Genomic DNA, 18,639 nt, shown 5'->3' with positions numbered 1-18,639 from the left:
CGCCTCGGGCCGACCTGCAACAATCCGTCGCCGCCGTGTTCTTCTGCACGATTGTCTTGGGGTTGCAGACGGGCGCGCCGGGCGCCCCCCCCCCCCCCCCCCCCGACTTTTTCGTTGCGCCGGCCAGCGGACGCTGGGTGAGGAAGCCTTGGCGAGCGAGGCGTCCGAGGCGGCTGCGGGTGATGTTGACGGACGCCTCGTCGGTGGGCATGCCGAGGAGTTCGTGCAGCTCGCGCGCCCGGAATGCCTGGTCGGCGGCGAGCTCTTCGATCCGGGCGCGTAGTTCTGCGGCCCGGGCGATGGCCTCGTCCTGCCGGGTCTGGAGGTCTGCCAGGAGTGCGCCGACGTTCACGCGGCCAGTCCGAGGGTGTCGCGCCGGGCCGGGGCTGGTGTGGTGAGGCGGCGGGTCATGTTCGCGGTTGCGGGACGAAGCCCTTGCCCTGGTCGGCCGGGTTGCGGCGGACGACCTCGACGTCGATGTCCGGCAGAGCGCGGAGACGGCCAGGACGACGACGCCGATGATCAGCCCCATGACGCCCTCAGCCGCTACGCCCGCTACGCCCGCTACGCCCGCTACGCCTGCTATGCCTGCTACGCCCGCTACGCCTGCTATGCCTGCTACGCCCGCTACGCCTGCTATGCCTGCTACGCCTGCTACGCCTGCTACGCCCACCCCGACCGTGCACGTCCGCGTGACCGCGCTGCCCGCATACGGACAGCTGACTAGGGTGTGCGTGACAAGCGGTGCGGTTCGAGGTGGTGGGGGAGTGGGCGCGTGTCGGAGATCGTGGTGCCGGGACCGGAACCGGACTGGCAGCCGGCCACCATCCCGCCGTACTACACCGGTCGGAACCCGGCCGTGCAGTTCAGTCTGTGGGAGGCGGCGGCGGGGTCGTTCCGGATGGTGGCTGGTCTTCGGCCGCCTCTCGAGGCGCTGGCCGCGCGCCTGCGGCTGACGGTGGAGCGCAGCTGGGAGGACCTGGGCGAGGTCGACACGGCCGTCTTCCGCATCGGAGGCCTGAACTTCGCGCTCAGCCTGATGACATACAACCAGCAGGAGACCTGGGTGTGGCTGCACCGCTCCCACGAGGACCCGGATGCCGCCCTGGAGGTCCTGCTGCGCGCGCTCGGCGTGGGCCAGGAGGCGGTGGTGTTCACCGGCGGTCCGGACACGGGCTTCCACTACCGGGACGCCGAGGGCCCGGCAGGGGCGTGACAGTGCGGGCCGTGCACCGCCGGCGCCGTAAGCGTCCCGCCGGCAGGCCACACCACAACGCAGAGCGGCCATTCCTTCAGCCCGCAGTCCCTCCGCCCCCGGCGCGGACTCCGGCACGCCCCGCAGCAGCCCGTCCTCCGGCGCGAGCGCCTCCACCGCCGTGCCTTCCCGCCGGTCGGGCACCACCGGCTCGGCCACCGATTCCTCCTCCTTCACCGCCACCGTTACCGCGGCGGCCGGCACCGGCACCGGCCGGAGGGGCTCCTGCGGCTGAGTGTCCGCGGCCAGGGCCTCAGCAGGTGACAACGGTTCGGTCCGGTTCGTTCCGGGACGGGGCGCGGGGGAGGCAGGGGGCCGGGGCCCGCGCCGTGTACGGATGTGGGCCTTGTTAAAATGCGCTGCTTGGCACAGCGCCCATCTAATCCTTGGATCATTTGATGTCACTGCCTCCCAGCCCCACGCAACGAACTCAGCGGCTGGACTCCCTCACCGGTCTCCGATGGTTCGCCGCGCTGGCGGTGTTCATCTACCACAGCGGACAGATATGCCGGGTCCCCTATATCGGTGACTACACCCTCTACGGAGACTCGGGGGTGGCGTTCTTCTTCGTGCTGTCGGGCTTCGTGCTGGCCTGGTCGTTCTCCGACGAGACCACGATGCGGGTGTTCTACTGGCGCCGGCTGGTCCGCATCTGGCCCGCCCTGGTGGTGAGCGTGGCCTTCGCCTATGTGGCGCTGCACCAGGTTTGGTCGGTCGCCCGCCAGGACGTGTTCCTCGCCGTGAGCCTGCTGCAGGCATGGCACCCCAACGTGCTGCTGACCGGCAACCCGGTGTCCTGGTCGCTGTCGGCGGAGGCGTTCTTCTATCTGATCTTCCCCTTCGTCATCCGCCCGATCATCAAGGCCAAGCCGGTCGTCCTGGCCGCGCTGGCCGCGCTGCTGGTCGGTCTGGACCTGGGCTTCCGCAAGTGGGCGTTCGACTACTACCTCCCGCACCACAACGACACCTTCCATCTCCTGGTGGTGCTGCGCATTCCGCCGTACCGGGTGCTGGAGTTCCTGATCGGCATCGTGGTGGCGGCCGCGATGCTCAGGGGCTGGCGGCCGCGCATCCCGATGAGCGTCGCGCTGCTGCTGGTCGCGGCCGATGTCTACGCCATCAAGTGGGCCATGGACCAGCAACTGCTCGGAATGTTCTGGTGGAACCAACTGATGACCCCGGCCTTCGCGGTGCTCATCATCTCCGCCGCTGGGCGGGACCTCGCCGGGAAGCGCTCCGTGTTCCGTTCCCCCTCGCTGGTGGCGTTGGGGACCTGGTCGTACGCCTTCTACCTGATCCACCTCACTGTGATGAAGTGGCTGGAGCCCCACGTCAAGATGGTGCAGGGCGAGCGCTGGCAGAACCTGGTGCCCCTGTGGACCTTCCTGTCCGTGGCGGTCGTGCTGTCGTGGCTCTGCTATCGCTTCATCGAGCACCCCGCGGACAAGTGGCTGCGGCGGATCGGCCCGAAGAACCCCCGCCGGCCTGCCGTGGACGCGGTGCGCGTGCCGGCCCCGGGCCCGCTGCCCGAACCCGCGGTCGTCACGCCGGTGGCCCAGGGGGCAGCCGCGGGCGGTCGGTAGACCGTCGGCGGGCCGCCCGCCCTGCACCACGGCGGCCGGCCGGGTACGGCGGTCGCAAGAATCCAGGGACGACAGGCGCCGCGGACAGCCGCGCCAGGAGCGCCCACCGGCTCACCGGGCAGCCCAGGCCATCCACGGCCTGGGCTGCCCGCGCCCTTTCGGCGTTCCGCCCCCTTTCGGGTCACCGGCGCCGGCTTGCCCCCGGGGGGCAGGACCGGCGCGACACTTCCTCCATGAAGTCCACCACCGCCTGCCGCCACGTGAGCACGTGCCGGCAGGCGGTGGCGTGTGTGGGCGGGGCCGCCGAAGTATACCGGCTGGGTCTGCCGTTGGGCCCCGTCCCGGGCCGTCCCGGGCCGTCCGCCGAGGCTGAACCGTCGGGAGACGTCCGGGGGGGGGGAGTACAGCACTTCCTCGGGCAGGTAGTTGTCGATGCCGTCGGGCAGTGGAGCCGTCCAACCGGCCTCTGCCGTGCTCAGGTGCGCCGGACCGATCGGGTGGCCGGTTGCGCGCAGGAGTTCGGCGATGTCGGCGAGACAGTCACCGCCGGCGGCCTCCAGATCCCGCAGCAGCAGGGGATCGAGGCTCTCCCGGCCATCGGCCATCGGCACTTTCTTGGATACACGGCAGCAGGTCACCAAGGCGGATGGTTGGCAGCCCACGGGCGCCCGCCGACCGCCACGGGGTGATCGAGGAGAATCCGCTCGGAGCCCGCACCGACCTGGCCCCACGCGCAGTGCACGCTGCCGGGGGCAGCCCGCTGCGCGGTGCACTGCTTGCAGCGCCCAGGGGTCGACGAACGGCTCGGCGACCCTGGCGGCAGCGTCGTCGGACGGCACGCTCGCGGTGTTGCTCGAGGTGGGCGAAGTTCAGCCGTGCGGCATGTCGCCTTCGTCGACGGACGCTGGTCCGCAACGAGGCACTGGCCAGGGGACTGGTGGCGGAGGCCCGCTGCCTGGAGACGTACGTGACGCGCGACCGTCCCTTCAGCGACTCGCTCCCGCGGACCGTCCGGCACGTGATCCTCGGCTTCAGGACCCACGACGGTCGGGACATCCGGATGGAGGACACGTCAGGGGTCCCCCGCGTGGTCGGTGACCACGTCTGGGTCCGCTACCTGCCCAGTCAGCCGCAGCAGGCGGCGGTCGCCGACGCCGCCCCGGCGGGGCAGTCGATCGGCCTGGTCCTCGGACTGGTGGTCGGTGCCGGCTTCGTCTGTGTCGGGCTGCTGATCGCCGGCGCAGGCCTCGGCGTCGGGTTCTTCGCCTCCGAGCCGGCCTACCCTGAGTGGCCCGCCGGTCCGTCGGTCAACGGCGGCTTCTTCCGGTGACGCCCGCGGCCACGGAGGCCTCGCCAGGGGCCCGGCGGGCCGCCGCCGGCGACGTGGCGCTGTGCGCCGCGCGGAAGGCCCGCCAGGAGCACGGTGGGGATCTGCACGGCGCGTAGCGGTGTCGGCAGTACCGCGTGGGCACTCTTCCGGAAGACACGCTGGCCCCGTCGTCCAGGTTCGCCGTCCCACCGTCCTGCGGTCGCACCCGTGCCGCAGGCAACAACGGCTTCACCAGATCCCACAAACCGTCAGGGACCGTCCAGCCCCACCCACCACTCCCCACAGCTCATCCAACAACCCAGCCACCACGTAGGACACGCTGTAAGGACGGGCTCGCAGACGCACGGGGAAGAGGTGATCGCCGCGGGACCGGACGGCAGCTGTTCAGAAGCGTCAACGCCGGTGGCAACCAGCGCATCAGCTGATGCGGGGGAGAGAGCGGGCGGGGGCGTATGCTGTGCTCGGCAGTTCGCGCCTGCCCGCTCCGAGTCATGGTGGCCCACGTCCACCGTGGCGGCGAAGACAAGGTTCTCCGAATCGCGCATCAGCGTTCCGCCAGGTCATCCAGTGTCTGCGGCGGGATGGGCGTGGGACGTCCCGCTCGATGGAGCACACGATGACCCAGAACCGTCGCCAGAAGCAGGACCTCCGCGCCCACCAGGCGGCCACCGCAGCCGGGTTCATGGTGACCCGCCGGTACACCATCCTCTTGGGCCACGTCATGCAGGAGCACCCGGAGCTCGGTGACTTCGGGATCGGCGTCTTCGACCCCAGGCGCAAGACGGCGGCTCAGCGGCAGACCGAGCTCGCCACCCACCGCCGAGAGCTCGCCCGAAGCGTGGCCGGTGTGATGCAGACGGTCGCGTGGTTGGACGGGAACGTCACCCCGATCAAGACGCCCACCTACAGCAGCTACGGTGTGAAGCACATCATGGAGCGGGACAGCGGCCTGTACGTGACCAACGGCGTGTTCATCGCCGCCGCCCTCATCGCCGGCTACCCCCACTCCTACGACCGGCCGAACGTGCTGTTCGGCATGAGTGCCCGAGACCTGAAGCGGCTGAGCTGAGCAGTGCGGGTGCCTGGCCTCGGGCCGGGCACCCGCACCGGGGAATCAGGCCGTCGCCGCGGGTGCGAGACCACTGCCCCAAGGCGGCCGATGCGGCGGGAGGTCCGGCAGCACCGACCGGCCCGCGGCGCCGGTCGGACGACACCCGCTCCCTGCGAAAATGCGCGGGGAAACGCCACCTATCGCCACCCCCACGAGTGAACTACGTGTTCCTGACGGCACATAGGCTCTAGATCGCACTACTCCCTCTCGCGCGTCCCTTGGCCGCCGGGGTTCGACGGTCGTTTCGTCGAGATGCGGAGGGCGCAATGCCAACCGAGGAGCAGGCCGAGCCGGAGCCCGTCGAGGAGCCGGATCGTCTGACGCTTAGGGAAGCGGAGCGCCGGCAGGACAGGCTGTTCGCGATGGTTCGCCTGGTGGTGGAGTCGTCGCTGCTGGTCATGGACTTGATGCACGCCTTCGGCGTGGTCTAGCCAGACGGCAAGCAGAGCGGCCCGGCGGTAACCGGGCCGCTGTCCTGCTGGTGAATGGGGTCGCTCTCGGATCGGTGTGGTAGCCGGAGGGCGGCCCCGCTCTTTGGCCGTACGATCCGGCTCATCAGCGAGTGGTGAACCGGAGTGCGGGCGCTGTCCACGCTACCGGAGCCGACCTGGTTCGACAGCCTGGCGAGCCATGGCGTTCGGTCTCCTTCGGGTTCGCCAGCCGCTTGGATGACGCGGAGGGAGGAGGGTGGGGGTTGCGAGGGCCCGCGCCGCCGTTGCCTTGGCTCGATGTTCGACGTGGTACCTCGGGCGAACCGACCCCGGGTGCCAGTGGCGCGCGGGCGCCTGTGTGCCTATTCGGCGTCGAGCAGTGTGTCCAACAACTGCTGGATGTCTTGTGGTCCGGCGCCGGGGGGAACGGTGGCGGTGTCGGGGTTGGATTCGACCATGGCGACGGCGGGGGCCCCGGCGGGAAGGAGTCCGAGGAACCAGACGATGGTCGCGGCCCAGAACTCGGGTGATCCGTCGCGGAGGATGAGGTGGCTGCGGTCGAAGTAGCTGCCGTGCCTGGTCATGTCATCGAGAGTCAGCTCGAAGTCGAGGTACTCCATCCGGCTGACCGGCGCGAACTTGTGCCGGCACCGCACGTCGGGGAACCTCGCCTCGAGGTGTCGCTCCACGTCCTGGTAGGTCAAGGGCCAGGTCGTGCCGGGGGTGGCGGCCACGAAGATCGCATTCTGCACGGGGGTTCCCTTCTGCGGCCGTCGGCTAGGGGACGACGCGGACGTTGCTCTTCACATGGTGGGCGGCCAGCAGATACTGCCAGTAGCCGACCGTCTGCGGGTCGTTGGTGTCGATCTCAAGGTACTGGGCGTGGTTCGCAGGATTGTCGATGGCCGCCTGGTAGCGGCTGAGCTCGGACTCGTCACCGCTGAGCAGCAGGTTCGTGTTGAACCTGCTCTCCTGAAGCCCTTCCAGGGTGCGTGGACTGCAGCCCTGCTTGCGGACGTTCTTGGCATCGATGATCGCACCGTCCGAGGGCCGGAAGCCGTCCGCCCACACCGTCTCGCCGTTCGCACCCGGCATCAGGTGCTCGGGGGTGCCGGCCACGCGGAGCTGGTAGGCCCGGTCGTCGGCGTTGCCGTAGTTCGGCAGTCGGCTGGGCAGGCCGGCGACCCAGGTGGACGCGGCGAACTGCTCTGCCGGGCCGTACAGGGGGAACGGGGGCGGAATCGGCGGCGGCACGGGGCCGACCCCGGGTGCGGCCGGCGGGCTGCCGGCCCCGGTCGGGTTGGTGGGGCCGGGCGGGGTCGCGGCGCTCGCGGAGTCGAGGCCCATGACGGCCGGGACGGCAGTCACCGCGGCCGCGACGCCAGCGGCGATCGCCAGACGGGCAGCGAGCGCGGCGACGACGGCTTCGGCCTCGGCGACCGCGGCGGCCGCCGCCAACTCGGCCTCGGCCACCGCGAGGGCCTCGACAGCCACCGCCGCGTCGGCGGCCAGCGCCGCGTCCGCCGCAACAGCGGCGGCGTCCGAGCCGCCCAGGGTGAACACCGTGAGGATGATGCCCGCGGCAGTGATGACCCCGGCCGCGACGCCCAGACCGATCAGCGTGTTCCGGCACGTCTCGATCGCGTCCGCGTACTGGACGCAGATGCTCTGCATCTCCCGGCACGCGGCGGACGTGTTCTCCATCAGCGGCAGCGACGAGGCAACGTCCTTCCCGCCGTGCGGACGGGCTGCGTAGACGGTGGCCGCGTACGCGGCGAACGCATCGAAAGCAGCCCCCGTGCACTGAGCCATCACCTCGGCCGCATGCCGACCGGCATTCACCTGCGCATCGTCGATCAAAGACGCACAACGCGCCCAGACCTCACCCGCGTGACGCAGCCGCTCCGGATCACCCTGCGGCCAGAACTTCCCGATCACCGGGATCTCGTGAACCTCCTTCGACCCGGTGACCATCGGAAGACTGCTGTACGCCTCGCTCGGCTCACACTCCTGCGCACGCTGCGCAGTTGCCGAGGAGGTCTGGATGTTCCCGGTGAGCGCGGCCGCGATGGCGTCCTCGGCCTTGAGGTAGTTGACGGCCATGGTCAGCAGTCGGCCGGAGATGGCGGCCATGCCCTGGCCGGCGGTGCCGATCGCCTTGACGATCGTCCGGGCGGCCGGCTCGTACTTGCCGGCGAAGGAGTGCGCGATGCTGTCGTCCCCGGCCATTCCGGCCGAGGAGGAGAGGTCGGCCGCGACACCGGCCGCGATGTCGTAGACGAAGTCCTTGGTGTCCAGGAACTGAACGGATGCCCGAAACACAGTGCTCGGGTCAACTACGAAGCCGCCGCCCCCGGTGGCCGCTGCGTTCCCCACGAGACGCCCCTCCCCACGGTCCGTGCCCGCAAGCATAGGGGCAACACCCGTCCGCCTCATGGAAGTTCAACGGACGCGGCCACCTCGCACGAGTCGGAGCCGAGTATGGGCCGGCCCGCGACCACCCTGCTTACGCCCGGCCGGTGACCGCCACCGACCGGCCTTCTCCGTATCGGAAAGCACCGACCAGCGGTCGAGGACAGCGGAACCGGTACCCAGGGAAGACGAACCCATCCCAGTCGCCACCCGACTACAGCGACAGGCACCGCTTCGACGTGATCTCAGAAGACACCGCGATCATGCAGGATCCCACCGCCACCCGCTCCGGTGGAGGAAGCGGGATCCCGGCGGACAGCGGCCCGGCGTGAGAGGTCAGGCGCCGGCTGGCTTCGTCACAGGAGAAGGCTGGAGACGCCTGCCTCCAGCATCGGAACCAGAAGGTGCACCGCGGTGTCGGTCGGGTCGGCCAATGGGTTGGGTACCTCCCACGGTCGGAGGCGGCTGCTGCGGACGAGGTCGGTGATCGCGGATTCGATGCCGGCGGCATCGCCGTTCGACAGGGCGGCGGCAAGCAGGAGCGCGCTTCGACCGGGCCCGGTGGCGACCTGGCCGGCGAGGGCGTGAATCGGGTCGGTGAGAGCCCGGGCCCGGGCAAGGGCTGCCAGGCCTGCGAGCGCGAATCTGACCGGTTCGTCGGCCCGCTCCCAGGCCGCGAGGAGTTCGGGTGCTGCTGCCTCCACGGCTCGCCGGGCGTTCGTCTCGTCGGCGGACCCGTGGGTAGTGAGCCGGTGGGCAGTGAGCCGGTGGGCGGTCAGCCGGTCGGCGTCCTTCGCGGCCCGCTGCCGGGGATGGGCTGCGACGCGCGTCAGACAGGTGATCACAACGGCGCGGTGGGCGCAGGACACGTCCGGGCGAAGGGCGAGGGCCGCGAGAAAGGGGACATGGAACGCGGTGTCCGCGTCACACTCGTCGTCTCCCATCAGGGCTCGTGCGAGGTCCGTGAGGACGTCGATGTCGTCGTCGGCCGCCGCCGACGGACTCGCCCACCGTTCGATGACTGCGGGGTTCGGGGCGCCGAGTTCGAGGAGATCGGATGCGGCTGCGCACGCAGCGTCCTGGAGCGGGGGAAGCGGGTAGTGGGTGTGGGGGCACCGGAGACCGAAGTCGGGGGCGGTGTCGGCCGGGGCGGGCGGGAACGCGGCCACGGTGCGTTCCCGCAGTGACCGTGCCTCGGCTGCGGGGACCTTGCGTACAGTCGCGGCAGCGGAGACCGACAGCGCAGCTGCCCCGGGAAAGCCGGTGCCGTACCCGACACCGTACCCGCCCACGGCACGGGCCACGCTGTTCACGGCGAGGCGCTCCCAACCGAAGGTGCCGCCCGTTGCGAGGCCCTCGTCGTCGACGGCGGAGACGACGTGCCACCAGCCATCGACGGGACGACCGACGTCCGTGACCGGGTCCGGGTACACCAGCTGCGCGGGCTGGAACGCGACCGTGCCGTGGCCACGCCCGCACAGCTGCGCGGCCGCCCAAGCGGCGGCGCCTTCGCCGGGTACAACGGCATCGAAACGGTCCACTGCGGAGCTTCTTTCCCTGATCCCACGGCGTGACAGCCGATCCTAGAAGGCGCCACCGACAGGTCGGGTGACCCGTTCTCCTCGACCTAGAGATCGTCTTCAAAGGTGATCAAGTGATGAGAGATCATGTTCGGTGTGGTACGTCGTCATGAGCTCTCCGATGTGGAGTGGGAGGTGCTGTCCCGGTTCCTGCCGAGGTCTGGAACCGGGCGGCCCAGAGCGAACGACCGGGTGGTGCTGAACGGGATCGTGTGGAAGCTGCGGACCGGTTCGGCCTGGCGGGACGTTCCGGAGCGCTACGGGTCCTGGCAGACCCTGTACATGCGTTTCCGCAGGTGGGCGCTGGACGGCACGTTCTCCCGCGTGCCGGCGCAGGTCCAGGCCGAGAAGGACGCCACCGGGGACATCGACTGGCTGGTGTCGGTCGACTCCACGATCGTCCGGGCCCACCAGCACGCCGCCGGCGGCAAATGGGGGCAGTCGATCGGGACGAAGCGGGTGATCACGCCCTCGGTCGATCCCGAGGAGGACTGAGCACCAAGGTCCACCTGGCCTGCGACGGCCGGGGCCGTCCGCTCGGCTTCGTCCTGACCGGCGGCAACACCAACGACTGCACCCGTTTCGAACACGTCATGGAGACGATCCGTGTCGCACGGATCGGGCCCGGCCGGCCTCGCACCCGGCCCGACCACGTGGTTGCCGACAAGGGCTACAGTTCCCGCAAGATCCGCACCCACCTGCGCCGACGCGGCATCCGGCACACCATCCCCGAACGTGCCGACCAGGTGCTCAACCGCCTGAACCGCGGCTCACGAGGCGGCCGGCCCGTCGGGTTCGACCGACAGGCCTACCGCCTGCGCAACGTCGTCGAACGCTGCTTCAACCGCCTCAAGCAATGGCGCGGCCTGGCCACCCGCTACGACAAGACCCGCGAGTCCTACCAAGCCACCGTCACCATCGCATCGATCCTGCTCTGGATCTGATTTTTGAAGACGATCTCTAGCGAGACTGCCCAGTGACACTGCTGCCGAAGTGAATCGCGCAGTGCCTGACCCGCGCGACGCCAGCCGGTCAACTCTGGTTGGCCAGGGCGAGGTCCACCCGCTCGTCATGGCCGTTTCGGGGCTTGCCGAGAGTGGTAGCGCAGGCGTCTCCTGGCGCGGCCTCGCAGACCGGGCAGCTGACGATGGTGACGTCGTTGCTCAGCCGCCAAAGGGTGCGGCGCAGCTTCGCTGCCTTCTGCTCAGCTGCCACCCGGTGCTCCTCGGCTAGCTCAGTACTGGCTCGGGCCGTCCAGTCGTCGAGCGGGTCCGCCAGCAGTTGGCGCAGGTCCGCGTCGAGTGACGGCGGCGGGGGAAGCGGGGCTTGGACAAATCCTCGGCGCCCGTCGAAGTAGGACTCCCGCTCGTAGAAGGCGAACTCCTTCGGCCCAGATACGCCGGCGAGTCTGCGGCGTGCCGCGTGGATCGCACGCTGGGCCAGCCCGCGGGGGGTGCGGCACACCTGCGCGGGGTGGGCGGCGCAATGCGGGCAGGTGACCGAGAAGATCAGCACCAGGTGCTGGCGGTTTCGTTCGGCAGCTTCCTCCCGCTTGATCTGCCGCTCTTCATGCTCCTGCCGACGGCGCTCCTCCTTCGCTGCCCGTTCGACTCGCGTCTTCTCCTCCTGCTCGGGTGTGAGGTGGTTCGGGCACGGCTCTTCATCGGTACGCCATCTGCACGGTGTGCCGTCCTTCTTGGGCCGCCCACACAGCCCGGGGCCTGCCGACAATGCGGCGCCGACCCGCCACGGTCGATCGTCGACTGCTCCGCAGGTCGTGCAGGCAGGTAGTTGCTCAGCCTCGACATGTTCCACCATGTAGTCGAAGCCGTTGATCCTCACGGTCAGGCGGGGCTTGGCACAGCAGTTTCTGTCGTCGAGCATGTCGGTATGTTCGGGGCGCGGACTTCTCCGCTCCAAGCAGTCATACCCCTGAATGAGTGACTGGCGCTCACGGTTGTTGGAGAAGCGCTGTCCGGCTCCGGCCGTAGGCCACGCCAGTGCCGCGCCCCGGACGTTCCCAAGACGGTCAGCCGCGGGGGACGGCGCCGGCAACCGCCAGCAGCAGTGCCCTGTCAGCGCCACATCCCGGACCGCTGTGGCCACCGCCTGCGTGACGTCGTCCACGCCGTCCAGCCTCACGACGGGGCACTGACCCTGTGGCTGTACTCGCTGACGACGCTGGTCTGGGCTGCCGCGACCTTTCGCGACGGCCGGGACGCGCACCCGGTACGCCAGTACGGCGGGCGCCGCCTGTGGGACGACTTCGAACGCACCCTCACCTGGTGGCACGAGGCGGGCGAGCCCGGCATCGAGCGCTTCGGACTGGCCGTCACCCCGGACGGGTGGCACGCCTGGCTCGACGATCCCGGCCAGCCGATCTGACACCCCGCCGACCAGGCCCCCGCCTCCCTTGGCCGGCGATCAGCCCTGGGGATCGGCGGCGGCCTGCTTCGATCGGGGCAGGCCGCCACCGCCCAACCCGAGGAGAGGCTTTGGAACATCGGGACTTCGTCCACCACGTGGACGGCGAACAGCTGAGCTGCACCACCTACACCCCGGCGGGCGAGGGGCGGCCCGAGCGGGTGGTGATCATGCATGGGGCCGGGACCGGCAGCAAGCAGCGAAGCCTTCCCCTCGCAGAGGACTTCGCGAGGGCAGGGTTTCGGTCGCTGGCGTTCGACTTCTCCGGCCACGGCCGGAGCACCGGACGGCTCGACCTGCTGAGCCTGGAGCGCCGTTTCCTGCAAGCCCGCAGTGTCATTGAGGAGTTCGCGCCCACCGAGCCGGTGACGCTCGTCGGCTTCAGCATGAGCGTGCAGACCATCGCCGACCTGGTCGAGTACCTGGGCGAGCGGGTGACCACCATCGTCCTCGGGGCGCCGGCCGCGTACTCGGCCAAGGCGTGGAAGGTCCCGTTCGGGTCCGGGTTCACGGAGATCATCCGCGCGCCCCAGAGCTGGCGGGAGAGCCCGCCTTCGACACCTACGCGCGCTTCACGGGCCGCGCTGTCCTGGTCGTTCCCGATCACGACGCGGTGATCCCGCCCGGGGTCACCTTCCGCATCGAAGCCGCCCTGCGCAAGCGCGCGGTGTTCGACCGGCTCACGTTCCCCGGCTCCCAACACACGCTCGGGCTGTGGCTGGCAGAGCACCCCGACGACCGGCAGAGGATCGTCGACCGCTGCGCCGCGTAGCTCCGGGCTCGGCACCTGCCCGAGGGGGCGGGCGGCGCTTCAGGAGTGCGGCCGCCAACGAGTGGTGTGTCAGCTGGCCGGCGTGTAGTAGCGGATGACCCATCCGCCCGACATGGTGGGGCTCACCAGGATGTCGTAGGAGTTTCCGATCTTGATAGGGGCGTAGCCGAGCACGTCCTGCTCGGCGGCTTCTTCGGCGAGCGGCATCTGGTTGCGCGGCTCGTTGGCGGTGGAAAAGGAGAGGAGATGCCGGCCGCTGATGTTGAGCTTGTCGGTGATCGTCACCCGGATCTTCCGTTCGTTCGGCGCCATGGAGTCGAACGGCGAGGAAGCTGCAGAGGCGCCGGGACGAGGTGCCAGCTGGAACGCGATCACGCTGAGCATGACGAGCAGGGCCGCCGCGGCGACCGTGAGCGCGATTCGAGTTCCGCGGGGGAGCGCGCGGAACTGGCTGATCACGCGGTTGCCGGATCCGGGGTTTGACGATGAATACGAGGGATCGATCATGGGTTCGGCCTTCGATCTGACGGGTTAACGGCTCCGTGGGCGCGCTCACCTTATGCCCAGCCCGGGTATACGCGCTGGCACAGGCCGCGGACCGGGGTCTGGACCCGTCCTGGACACCAGGTCCGGCCGGGCTGTGGTCTGCCCCGTGCTCGGGCGGCGGCGCCAGACCCGGCGGCCGCGAGCGGTGCCCAGCTCGGGCTGGTGAGCTCCTGGACCACCCGGTCCGGCGAGGGCGGCCTGCGCGTGCTCCTGGCCGCCCTCGCCGACCGGGCCCAGCTGCTCGTTGGCGACCCGGCCGGAGCGGGTGCGTGCCTGGCGGCCGCCGACATGGTCGTCCTTGCCTTCGGCGGATCCGCCGGCTCATAGCTGGGCCCTGGCTGTCGAACCGCGACCCGCTCCGCGACAACAGCATGGGCGACGGTGTGGGGACGCTCAGGGTCGAGCCGGACCTACGGGCCATCGCCAGGCTCGCGGAGGCCGAGCAGACCGTCATGCGCCAGATGTTCGCCGAGATCCACGAGAACTTTTGCGGGACGCTGCGCCTACCTTGCCGGCGACAAACTCCGAACCGGTTGCAGGCGAGCGCGCGGGTCTGCAGCGTCGACAGACCGCCGTGGCGGCTACGGACGGGTGCGTACGAGGGCTGACCCGGTGACCATGATGGCGGTCTCATCTCTCGGTTGCCGACTCGCCAGCCAGGCCGGACGACGGCACACCAACCCATGACAGGACAGCTGCCGCCGGCGGCCCATCTCGCAAGGCGTCTTCGTTCACCAGGGACCAGGGATCCTGCGGGTCGGTAGTGAGAACAGCGTGCGTCCCACGGCGGTCCTGTTCGCTTCGACGATAGTCGGTGCTCAGGGGGATGCCGAGGCACAGCGCCGCGTATCCGTCGGGAAGCGACGGGTCCGCCACCGCACCGTCGCGCAGACACCACGCGTGCTCGAAGACCGGCCACGCCATCAGGCCCGGCACCAAGACGAAGCCCTCGACGTAGGTAGCCCCGGTGGCCTCCGCGTAGTCGGTGGCGGCCGCGAAGCACCGGCCGGGTGCCCACTGCTCCCGGTCTCCCGGCCATGGTGACGGCCGTTGCACCGTGCCGAGCTCGCGAACAGCCTGCGCGAACGACCGAAAGCGCCAACCGTCTTCCCCCAGCAGCAGCTGAGCGAAGGTGTTCACCCATTGGTGCAGGGTGCTCTCGACCTCCGAGACCTGTGCCATACATGCCCTTCCACGAGACGGACCGGCCTGCCGACTACCGGCCCTGGACTCTCCTGCTCGCTCCACCAGGGCAGTAACCGGAGCGTGGTCAAGCCGCTCACCATAGTCTTCGTGGCACCGTGGTTGTGCCGTTGTGCCGCCGCTCCCGCCCGCCGGCCGTCATCGCGATGACCCATCGGCGGCGCCGCTGCGCCGCTGGTTCTCCCCGGAGCGCGGGCTCAGCCGCAGTTGTCGCAGATCCCGGTGGCAGGGAGCTGGACGTGGCAGGTCGGACAGACAGGGGCCGGTCTGTCGGCGGTAGTGGCCGCGCGTCGGCGGGAGATGGCTTCTCGGTAGCGGGGAGCGAGGGCCGGTTGCCCCCCGTCGGTGGGCAGCGAGGCGCAGTACTTCCGGTAACAGGCGAGCCGCGAGGTGGCGGCGTGCACCTCGCGATCGTGCGCGTCCGCGGCGGCCGGTAGGCCGGCAACCCTCAGGACCTCGCTGTAGCCCTCGCCGACCATGCCGTCGTCGACGCGGACCACCAACGATGTGAGCGGTGGATCGTCGCGGCGGTGCGCCTCGTTCAGAACCCCGTTGAGTACACGTCCGATCCAGTTCTGCAGAAGCAGACGGGTCCGGATCCCGGAGACGTCCTGTACGGCCTCGCCGAGCCGACCGTAGGTGATGACCGCATGATAGGTCCCGGCTACCTGGACCAGCAGCGGGTACGCCGCTGCACTCCAGGCAGCCACCGCCTGTGTGAAGTCCACCGCCACTTCTGCGCCGGCGTCCACACGCCAGCACCCGAACCGCTGATCCCCGCCTTGATGCCCCATACCCCACCTTACCCCACCTTGCCCGGCTCATCCTGTTCCCGTGCGCTGAGGCTACGCGGTCACTGGGGTCGGTCTTCGCCAGGTCGGCATCGTGGCCGAGGAGCCGGGGACGCGGTGGAGTGCATGCTGCAGATGTCACTCCAGTAGTTCGAGTCGCTTTCGGGGCAGTCGAGCCCGAGTCGCTTATCGCGATCGGCCTTGGGGGCAATGGCCGATCAGCCCGTCCGGCATCCTGGGAGTCAGATACCGGCCGCCAACTGTCCTGTCTCGTTGAAGCTGCTTGATCTGCAAGCGTTGATCCGTGCTGTTCCAGATGTCTCGGACCTGACTGAAGATCAAGTTCACGGCGAAGCAGGAAGGGTCTTCGCCCGTGATGGTGGACACGCGGTTGGTTGTCACGCGGCGAGGGTGAGCTTAGCCGTGTGGTGTCGGCGTTCGTAGTCGTTCGGGCTGAGATGGCTGTTGGCAGAGTGTCGGCGGCGGGTGTTGTAGCGGGTCAGCCAGGCGAAGACGGTCCTCCTGCAAGTGGCGGGGTCGCCGAAGTCGCGCGCGCCCTGGAGGGTCTCGCGTTTCAGGGAGGCGTGGAAGCTCTCGCAGGCCGCGTTGTCCGCGCTGCTGCCGACAGTGCCCATCGACCGGGTGACTCCCAGGTCCGAGCACAGGTCGGCGAAGGCCCTGGACCCGTATTGCGCCCCGTGGTCGGAGTGGAACACCGCGCCGTGCAGGCCGCCGCGGACCTGGGCCGCCATCCGCAGCGCGTCGGCGACCAGGCTCGTGCGCATGTGGTCGGCGATGGACCAGCCCACGACCTTGCGGCTGAAGCAGTCCAGCACGGTGGCCAGGTAGGGGAACTCTCCGCCCGCAAGCGGCAGATACGTGATGTCGCCCATGTACTTGCGTCCCGGTTCCGGGGCGGTGAAGTCCCGCTCGAACAGGTCCGGGACCAGCTGCGCGGCCGGGTCCGCGACGGTGGTGCGGACCCTTCTTCGCAGACGGATGCCGACGATGGAGTAGGTCCGCATGACCCGGGCGACCCGCTTGTGGTTCACCCACGTACCCGTCTCGCGCAGTTCCGCGGTCACCCTCGGCGAGCCGTAGGCGCCACCGGAATCGGCGTGGATGCGGCGGATCCGTTCGGCCAGGACCTCGTCCTCGCGTCGACGGACGGCTCTGGCCTCGGCACCGCCGAGCCACTTGTAGTAGCTGGACCGGTTGACGTCCAGGACCTGGCAGAGCCGCTTCACCTCGTAGGCGTCCCGATGGTCATGGACGAACTGGAAGCGGCTCACCAGTTCGTCTCGCCGGCGAAATACTTGGCCGCCTTGCGCAGGATGTCCCGTTCGGTGGCCAGCTTCCGCTCGCTCGCCTCGAGTTCGGCAACCCGGGCCTCCAACTGCCGGATTCGCTCGTCCGGGTCGGCGGACGGCGTCGGCTGTCCTGCCCGGGGCAGCGCCTGCCCGTCTGCCCGCGCGGCAGGCGCGATTCCCCGGCGTTCCCGGTCCCGCAGGACCCACTCACGCAGCGTCGCCCTGTTGATGCCCAGGTCGGCGGCGATGTCCTTGTAGGTCGCCCCGGGCGTGGACTCGTACAGGGCCACGGCATCGGCCTTGAACTCGTCCGAGTAGTCCTTCATCGCCATCGGCGGTGTTCTCACTTCCTCCGGATCAAGCAGATCCAGTATCAGCGTGTCCACCACTCAGGGCGAAGGCCCGCCATCCCCGGCCTGCCCTGGCCGGCACGGTCCGCTTTCGCGCAGGGACGGAGAGTGTCAGCGGTGGGTGGTCTACGGGCGGATCACATCTCGCACTGCTTGCCCTTGCCCTTGCACACGCATCTTGGAGTCCAGTCCGCTGCCCATCGGTAGCCTTTTGCCATGGTCGAACTACCGGGAGCGGTGCCGGAACGGTGGGAAGCAGAGCTTCGCTCCCGAAACCCACGACAAGCGATCCAGCCATTGACATCCATGTTCGATGAATCACGGCTGCTCTACGACTCGGCCATCCGACCTAACTGGCTGACAAGCGACCTACGGATGATCGCTGACCTGACGCCCACATTGCTTTCGTACAGCCGATTCCACGATCGGGTGGATCGGATACTTCTCGGCGGTGTCTGGCCGTACTACGTCGTCCAGGCGACGCGCCATCGTCGGCGGGTGCTTGAAGTGCCGCGTTGGTCCGAAGCCCGAAGAGTGTATGAGTTCTGGGTGGTGTCTCACACTGGTGAGCACGGCAGATTCGAACGCAGTGACGTCGCGGGTTGCGGAGAGGCTAAGACGACAAGCTTCACCATTCCAGACCTCAGGACGCAGGATGAGACGGAGGAGGACGCAACACCGGCTACGGACACACCTCTCATCATCCTCGGTGTTCCATGGCCAGGCTCAAACGCGGCGTCTCGGCCGGGGATGCCACGCTGGGACGCGCTGAGGCCCCCGAAGAGCGTGGTTGCTCCAGTGACGCAGGCTTCCCTCTCGGCGACCGGCTTGACCGATGTTGACGTGATGCGCTTTTCGTCGTTCGAGCTGTACCTGGCAGACCTGCTGAAGCGCGACGGTTTCCAGATACTCAAGGCTGGTGGCCATGCAAATGACAAGGCTGCCGACGTGATCGCGACGTCGGCGTCGGCACGACGTTACGTGGTACAGGCAAAGCACTTCACCCACGGCCGCGGATCGGTCGGAGCCCCCGCCATCTACCAGGTGAACGGAACAGCCTGGTCGGTACACAAGGCAGACGTCGCCGTGGTGATCACCAACGGACGGTTCACCAGGGACGCTGAGCGGTTCGCCAGGGATCAGGGCATTCACATGGTCGGACGTGAAAGGCTCATCGACTGGGTGACAGGAGTGCTGCCTTTGGGGGAACTCATTGGGGAGGACTGACACCCGGTGGCTGAGACAGGCCAGCGCGGCGCTGCCCGCACCCTCGACCCCGCCACGCTGCGCCAGGACATGAGCTGGCTGGAGCGCACCCGCACCGCAGCCGCGCGCTGCGCGGCAGCGAGCAGACCTCGCCCAGTCGACCGAGGGCGCGCCGCCGGCAGTTCTGACGGGCCGTGCCCCGATGAAAGGTGTTGACCGTGCTGTTCGGCGGGCGTTAGATGGGCGATCTGGGATGGGCCCCACCTCCGGCCCGCCCCACAGGAAGAAACTGATGTCCTGTGCCGACGCCCATACCGAATAGCTGAACACCCGCC

At 69.3% G+C, this 18,639-nt stretch carries 19 protein-coding genes and 1 pseudogene; 11 read left to right on the top strand and 9 right to left on the bottom strand.

What is annotated here, in order from left to right:
• A pseudogene (locus tag ACGFX4_RS38580) lies at window positions 1–352 on the bottom strand (hypothetical protein); the annotation flags it as partial.
• A 423-nt stretch (window positions 353–775) separates the two neighbouring features.
• On the opposite strand from ACGFX4_RS38580, the gene ACGFX4_RS38575 reads away from it, so the two are divergent.
• The 5 genes from ACGFX4_RS38575 to ACGFX4_RS38555 all read left to right on the top strand — a co-directional run bounded on the left by ACGFX4_RS38575 (window position 776) and on the right by ACGFX4_RS38555 (window position 5,710).
• Window positions 776–1,216, top strand: a complete 441-nt coding sequence (locus ACGFX4_RS38575) for a hypothetical protein (RefSeq protein ID WP_393085347.1) — start codon at window positions 776–778, stop codon at window positions 1,214–1,216.
• 437 nt (window positions 1,217–1,653) lie between these two features.
• Entirely contained in the window at window positions 1,654–2,838 is a 1,185-nt protein-coding gene (locus ACGFX4_RS38570; protein ID WP_393085345.1) for an acyltransferase family protein, read from the top strand.
• Window positions 2,839–3,805: 967 nt separating this feature from the next.
• Window positions 3,806–4,168, top strand: coding sequence for a DUF3592 domain-containing protein (locus tag ACGFX4_RS38565; RefSeq protein WP_393085343.1), 363 nt, complete (start codon window positions 3,806–3,808; stop codon window positions 4,166–4,168).
• Between the two features lie 616 nt (window positions 4,169–4,784).
• The gene (locus ACGFX4_RS38560; protein ID WP_393085341.1) at window positions 4,785–5,237 is read left to right on the top strand and encodes a hypothetical protein; all 453 of its coding nucleotides are present in this window, start codon (window positions 4,785–4,787) and stop codon (window positions 5,235–5,237) included.
• A 308-nt stretch (window positions 5,238–5,545) separates the two neighbouring features.
• On the top strand, window positions 5,546–5,710 hold the full coding sequence (locus ACGFX4_RS38555; protein ID WP_393085339.1) for a hypothetical protein: 165 nt from the start codon (window positions 5,546–5,548) through the stop codon (window positions 5,708–5,710).
• Between the two features lie 362 nt (window positions 5,711–6,072).
• Here the strand turns inward: ACGFX4_RS38555 and ACGFX4_RS38550 are convergent, their stop codons facing one another.
• From ACGFX4_RS38550 to ACGFX4_RS38540, 3 genes are all read right to left on the bottom strand, one after another.
• Window positions 6,073–6,462 carry a hypothetical protein gene (locus ACGFX4_RS38550; protein WP_393085337.1) on the bottom strand — a complete coding sequence of 130 codons (390 nt, stop codon included), beginning with the start codon at window positions 6,460–6,462 and terminating at the stop codon, window positions 6,073–6,075.
• 25 nt (window positions 6,463–6,487) lie between these two features.
• Window positions 6,488–8,146: a restriction endonuclease fold toxin-2 domain-containing protein gene (locus tag ACGFX4_RS38545; RefSeq protein ID WP_393085335.1), complete on the bottom strand. Its 1,659-nt coding sequence runs from the start codon at window positions 8,144–8,146 to the stop codon at window positions 6,488–6,490.
• 332 nt (window positions 8,147–8,478) lie between these two features.
• Window positions 8,479–9,663 (bottom strand): hypothetical protein, encoded by a 1,185-nt coding sequence (locus ACGFX4_RS38540; protein WP_393085333.1) that lies wholly within the window; start codon window positions 9,661–9,663, stop codon window positions 8,479–8,481.
• Window positions 9,664–9,789: 126 nt separating this feature from the next.
• Here ACGFX4_RS38540 and ACGFX4_RS38535 point away from each other — a divergent pair.
• A protein-coding gene (locus tag ACGFX4_RS38535) for an IS5 family transposase (RefSeq protein ID WP_393085331.1) occupies window positions 9,790–10,646 on the top strand; the annotation gives its coding sequence in 2 pieces (ribosomal slippage) (window positions 9,790–10,150 and window positions 10,150–10,646; 858 coding nt in all).
• Between the two features lie 88 nt (window positions 10,647–10,734).
• Here the strand turns inward: ACGFX4_RS38535 and ACGFX4_RS38530 are convergent.
• Window positions 10,735–11,586 (bottom strand): hypothetical protein, encoded by an 852-nt coding sequence (locus ACGFX4_RS38530; protein ID WP_393085329.1) that lies wholly within the window; start codon window positions 11,584–11,586, stop codon window positions 10,735–10,737.
• Between the two features lie 183 nt (window positions 11,587–11,769).
• On the opposite strand from ACGFX4_RS38530, the gene ACGFX4_RS38525 reads away from it, so the two are divergent.
• The 3 genes from ACGFX4_RS38525 (at window position 11,770) to ACGFX4_RS38515 (ending at window position 12,898) form a co-directional block, all read left to right on the top strand.
• Entirely contained in the window at window positions 11,770–12,087 is a 318-nt protein-coding gene (locus ACGFX4_RS38525; protein ID WP_393085327.1) for a hypothetical protein, read from the top strand.
• 110 nt (window positions 12,088–12,197) lie between these two features.
• The gene (locus ACGFX4_RS38520) at window positions 12,198–12,743 is read left to right on the top strand and encodes an alpha/beta hydrolase (protein WP_393085325.1); all 546 of its coding nucleotides are present in this window, start codon (window positions 12,198–12,200) and stop codon (window positions 12,741–12,743) included.
• Complete coding sequence (locus ACGFX4_RS38515; RefSeq protein ID WP_393085323.1) at window positions 12,740–12,898, top strand: hypothetical protein; 159 nt, start codon at window positions 12,740–12,742, stop codon at window positions 12,896–12,898. The genes ACGFX4_RS38520 and ACGFX4_RS38515 overlap by 4 nt, the downstream gene beginning before the upstream one ends.
• Before the next feature lie 69 nt (window positions 12,899–12,967).
• Here the strand turns inward: ACGFX4_RS38515 and ACGFX4_RS38510 are convergent, their stop codons facing one another.
• Window positions 12,968–13,405, bottom strand: coding sequence for a hypothetical protein (locus ACGFX4_RS38510; RefSeq protein ID WP_393085321.1), 438 nt, complete (start codon window positions 13,403–13,405; stop codon window positions 12,968–12,970).
• A gap of 201 nt (window positions 13,406–13,606) precedes the next feature.
• Between ACGFX4_RS38510 and ACGFX4_RS38505 the strand changes: the two genes are divergently transcribed.
• Window positions 13,607–13,771, top strand: a complete 165-nt coding sequence (locus ACGFX4_RS38505; RefSeq protein WP_393085319.1) for a hypothetical protein — start codon at window positions 13,607–13,609, stop codon at window positions 13,769–13,771.
• 303 nt (window positions 13,772–14,074) lie between these two features.
• Here the strand turns inward: ACGFX4_RS38505 and ACGFX4_RS38500 are convergent, their stop codons facing one another.
• From ACGFX4_RS38500 to ACGFX4_RS38490, 3 genes are all read right to left on the bottom strand, one after another.
• Entirely contained in the window at window positions 14,075–14,626 is a 552-nt protein-coding gene (locus ACGFX4_RS38500) for a hypothetical protein (protein ID WP_393085317.1), read from the bottom strand.
• Between the two features lie 218 nt (window positions 14,627–14,844).
• Window positions 14,845–15,399, bottom strand: a complete 555-nt coding sequence (locus tag ACGFX4_RS38495; RefSeq protein WP_393085314.1) for a hypothetical protein — start codon at window positions 15,397–15,399, stop codon at window positions 14,845–14,847.
• Between the two features lie 437 nt (window positions 15,400–15,836).
• Window positions 15,837–17,080 (bottom strand): IS3 family transposase gene (locus tag ACGFX4_RS38490; protein WP_393085349.1). Its coding sequence is split into 2 segments (ribosomal slippage): window positions 15,837–16,741 and window positions 16,741–17,080, totalling 1,245 coding nucleotides; the frame shifts between segments, so codons are not numbered across the junction.
• Window positions 17,081–17,314: 234 nt separating this feature from the next.
• Here ACGFX4_RS38490 and ACGFX4_RS38485 point away from each other — a divergent pair.
• Window positions 17,315–18,325 (top strand): restriction endonuclease, encoded by a 1,011-nt coding sequence (locus tag ACGFX4_RS38485; RefSeq protein ID WP_393085312.1) that lies wholly within the window; start codon window positions 17,315–17,317, stop codon window positions 18,323–18,325.
• Window positions 18,326–18,639 lie beyond the last annotated feature (314 nt).

The sequence above is a fragment of the Kitasatospora sp. NPDC048365 genome, from assembly GCF_043200835.1.
Taxonomy (GTDB): domain Bacteria; phylum Actinomycetota; class Actinomycetes; order Streptomycetales; family Streptomycetaceae; genus Kitasatospora; species Kitasatospora terrestris.
Note: the sequence above shows the minus strand (reverse complement) of the source record. Positions and strands in the feature narration are given on the sequence as shown.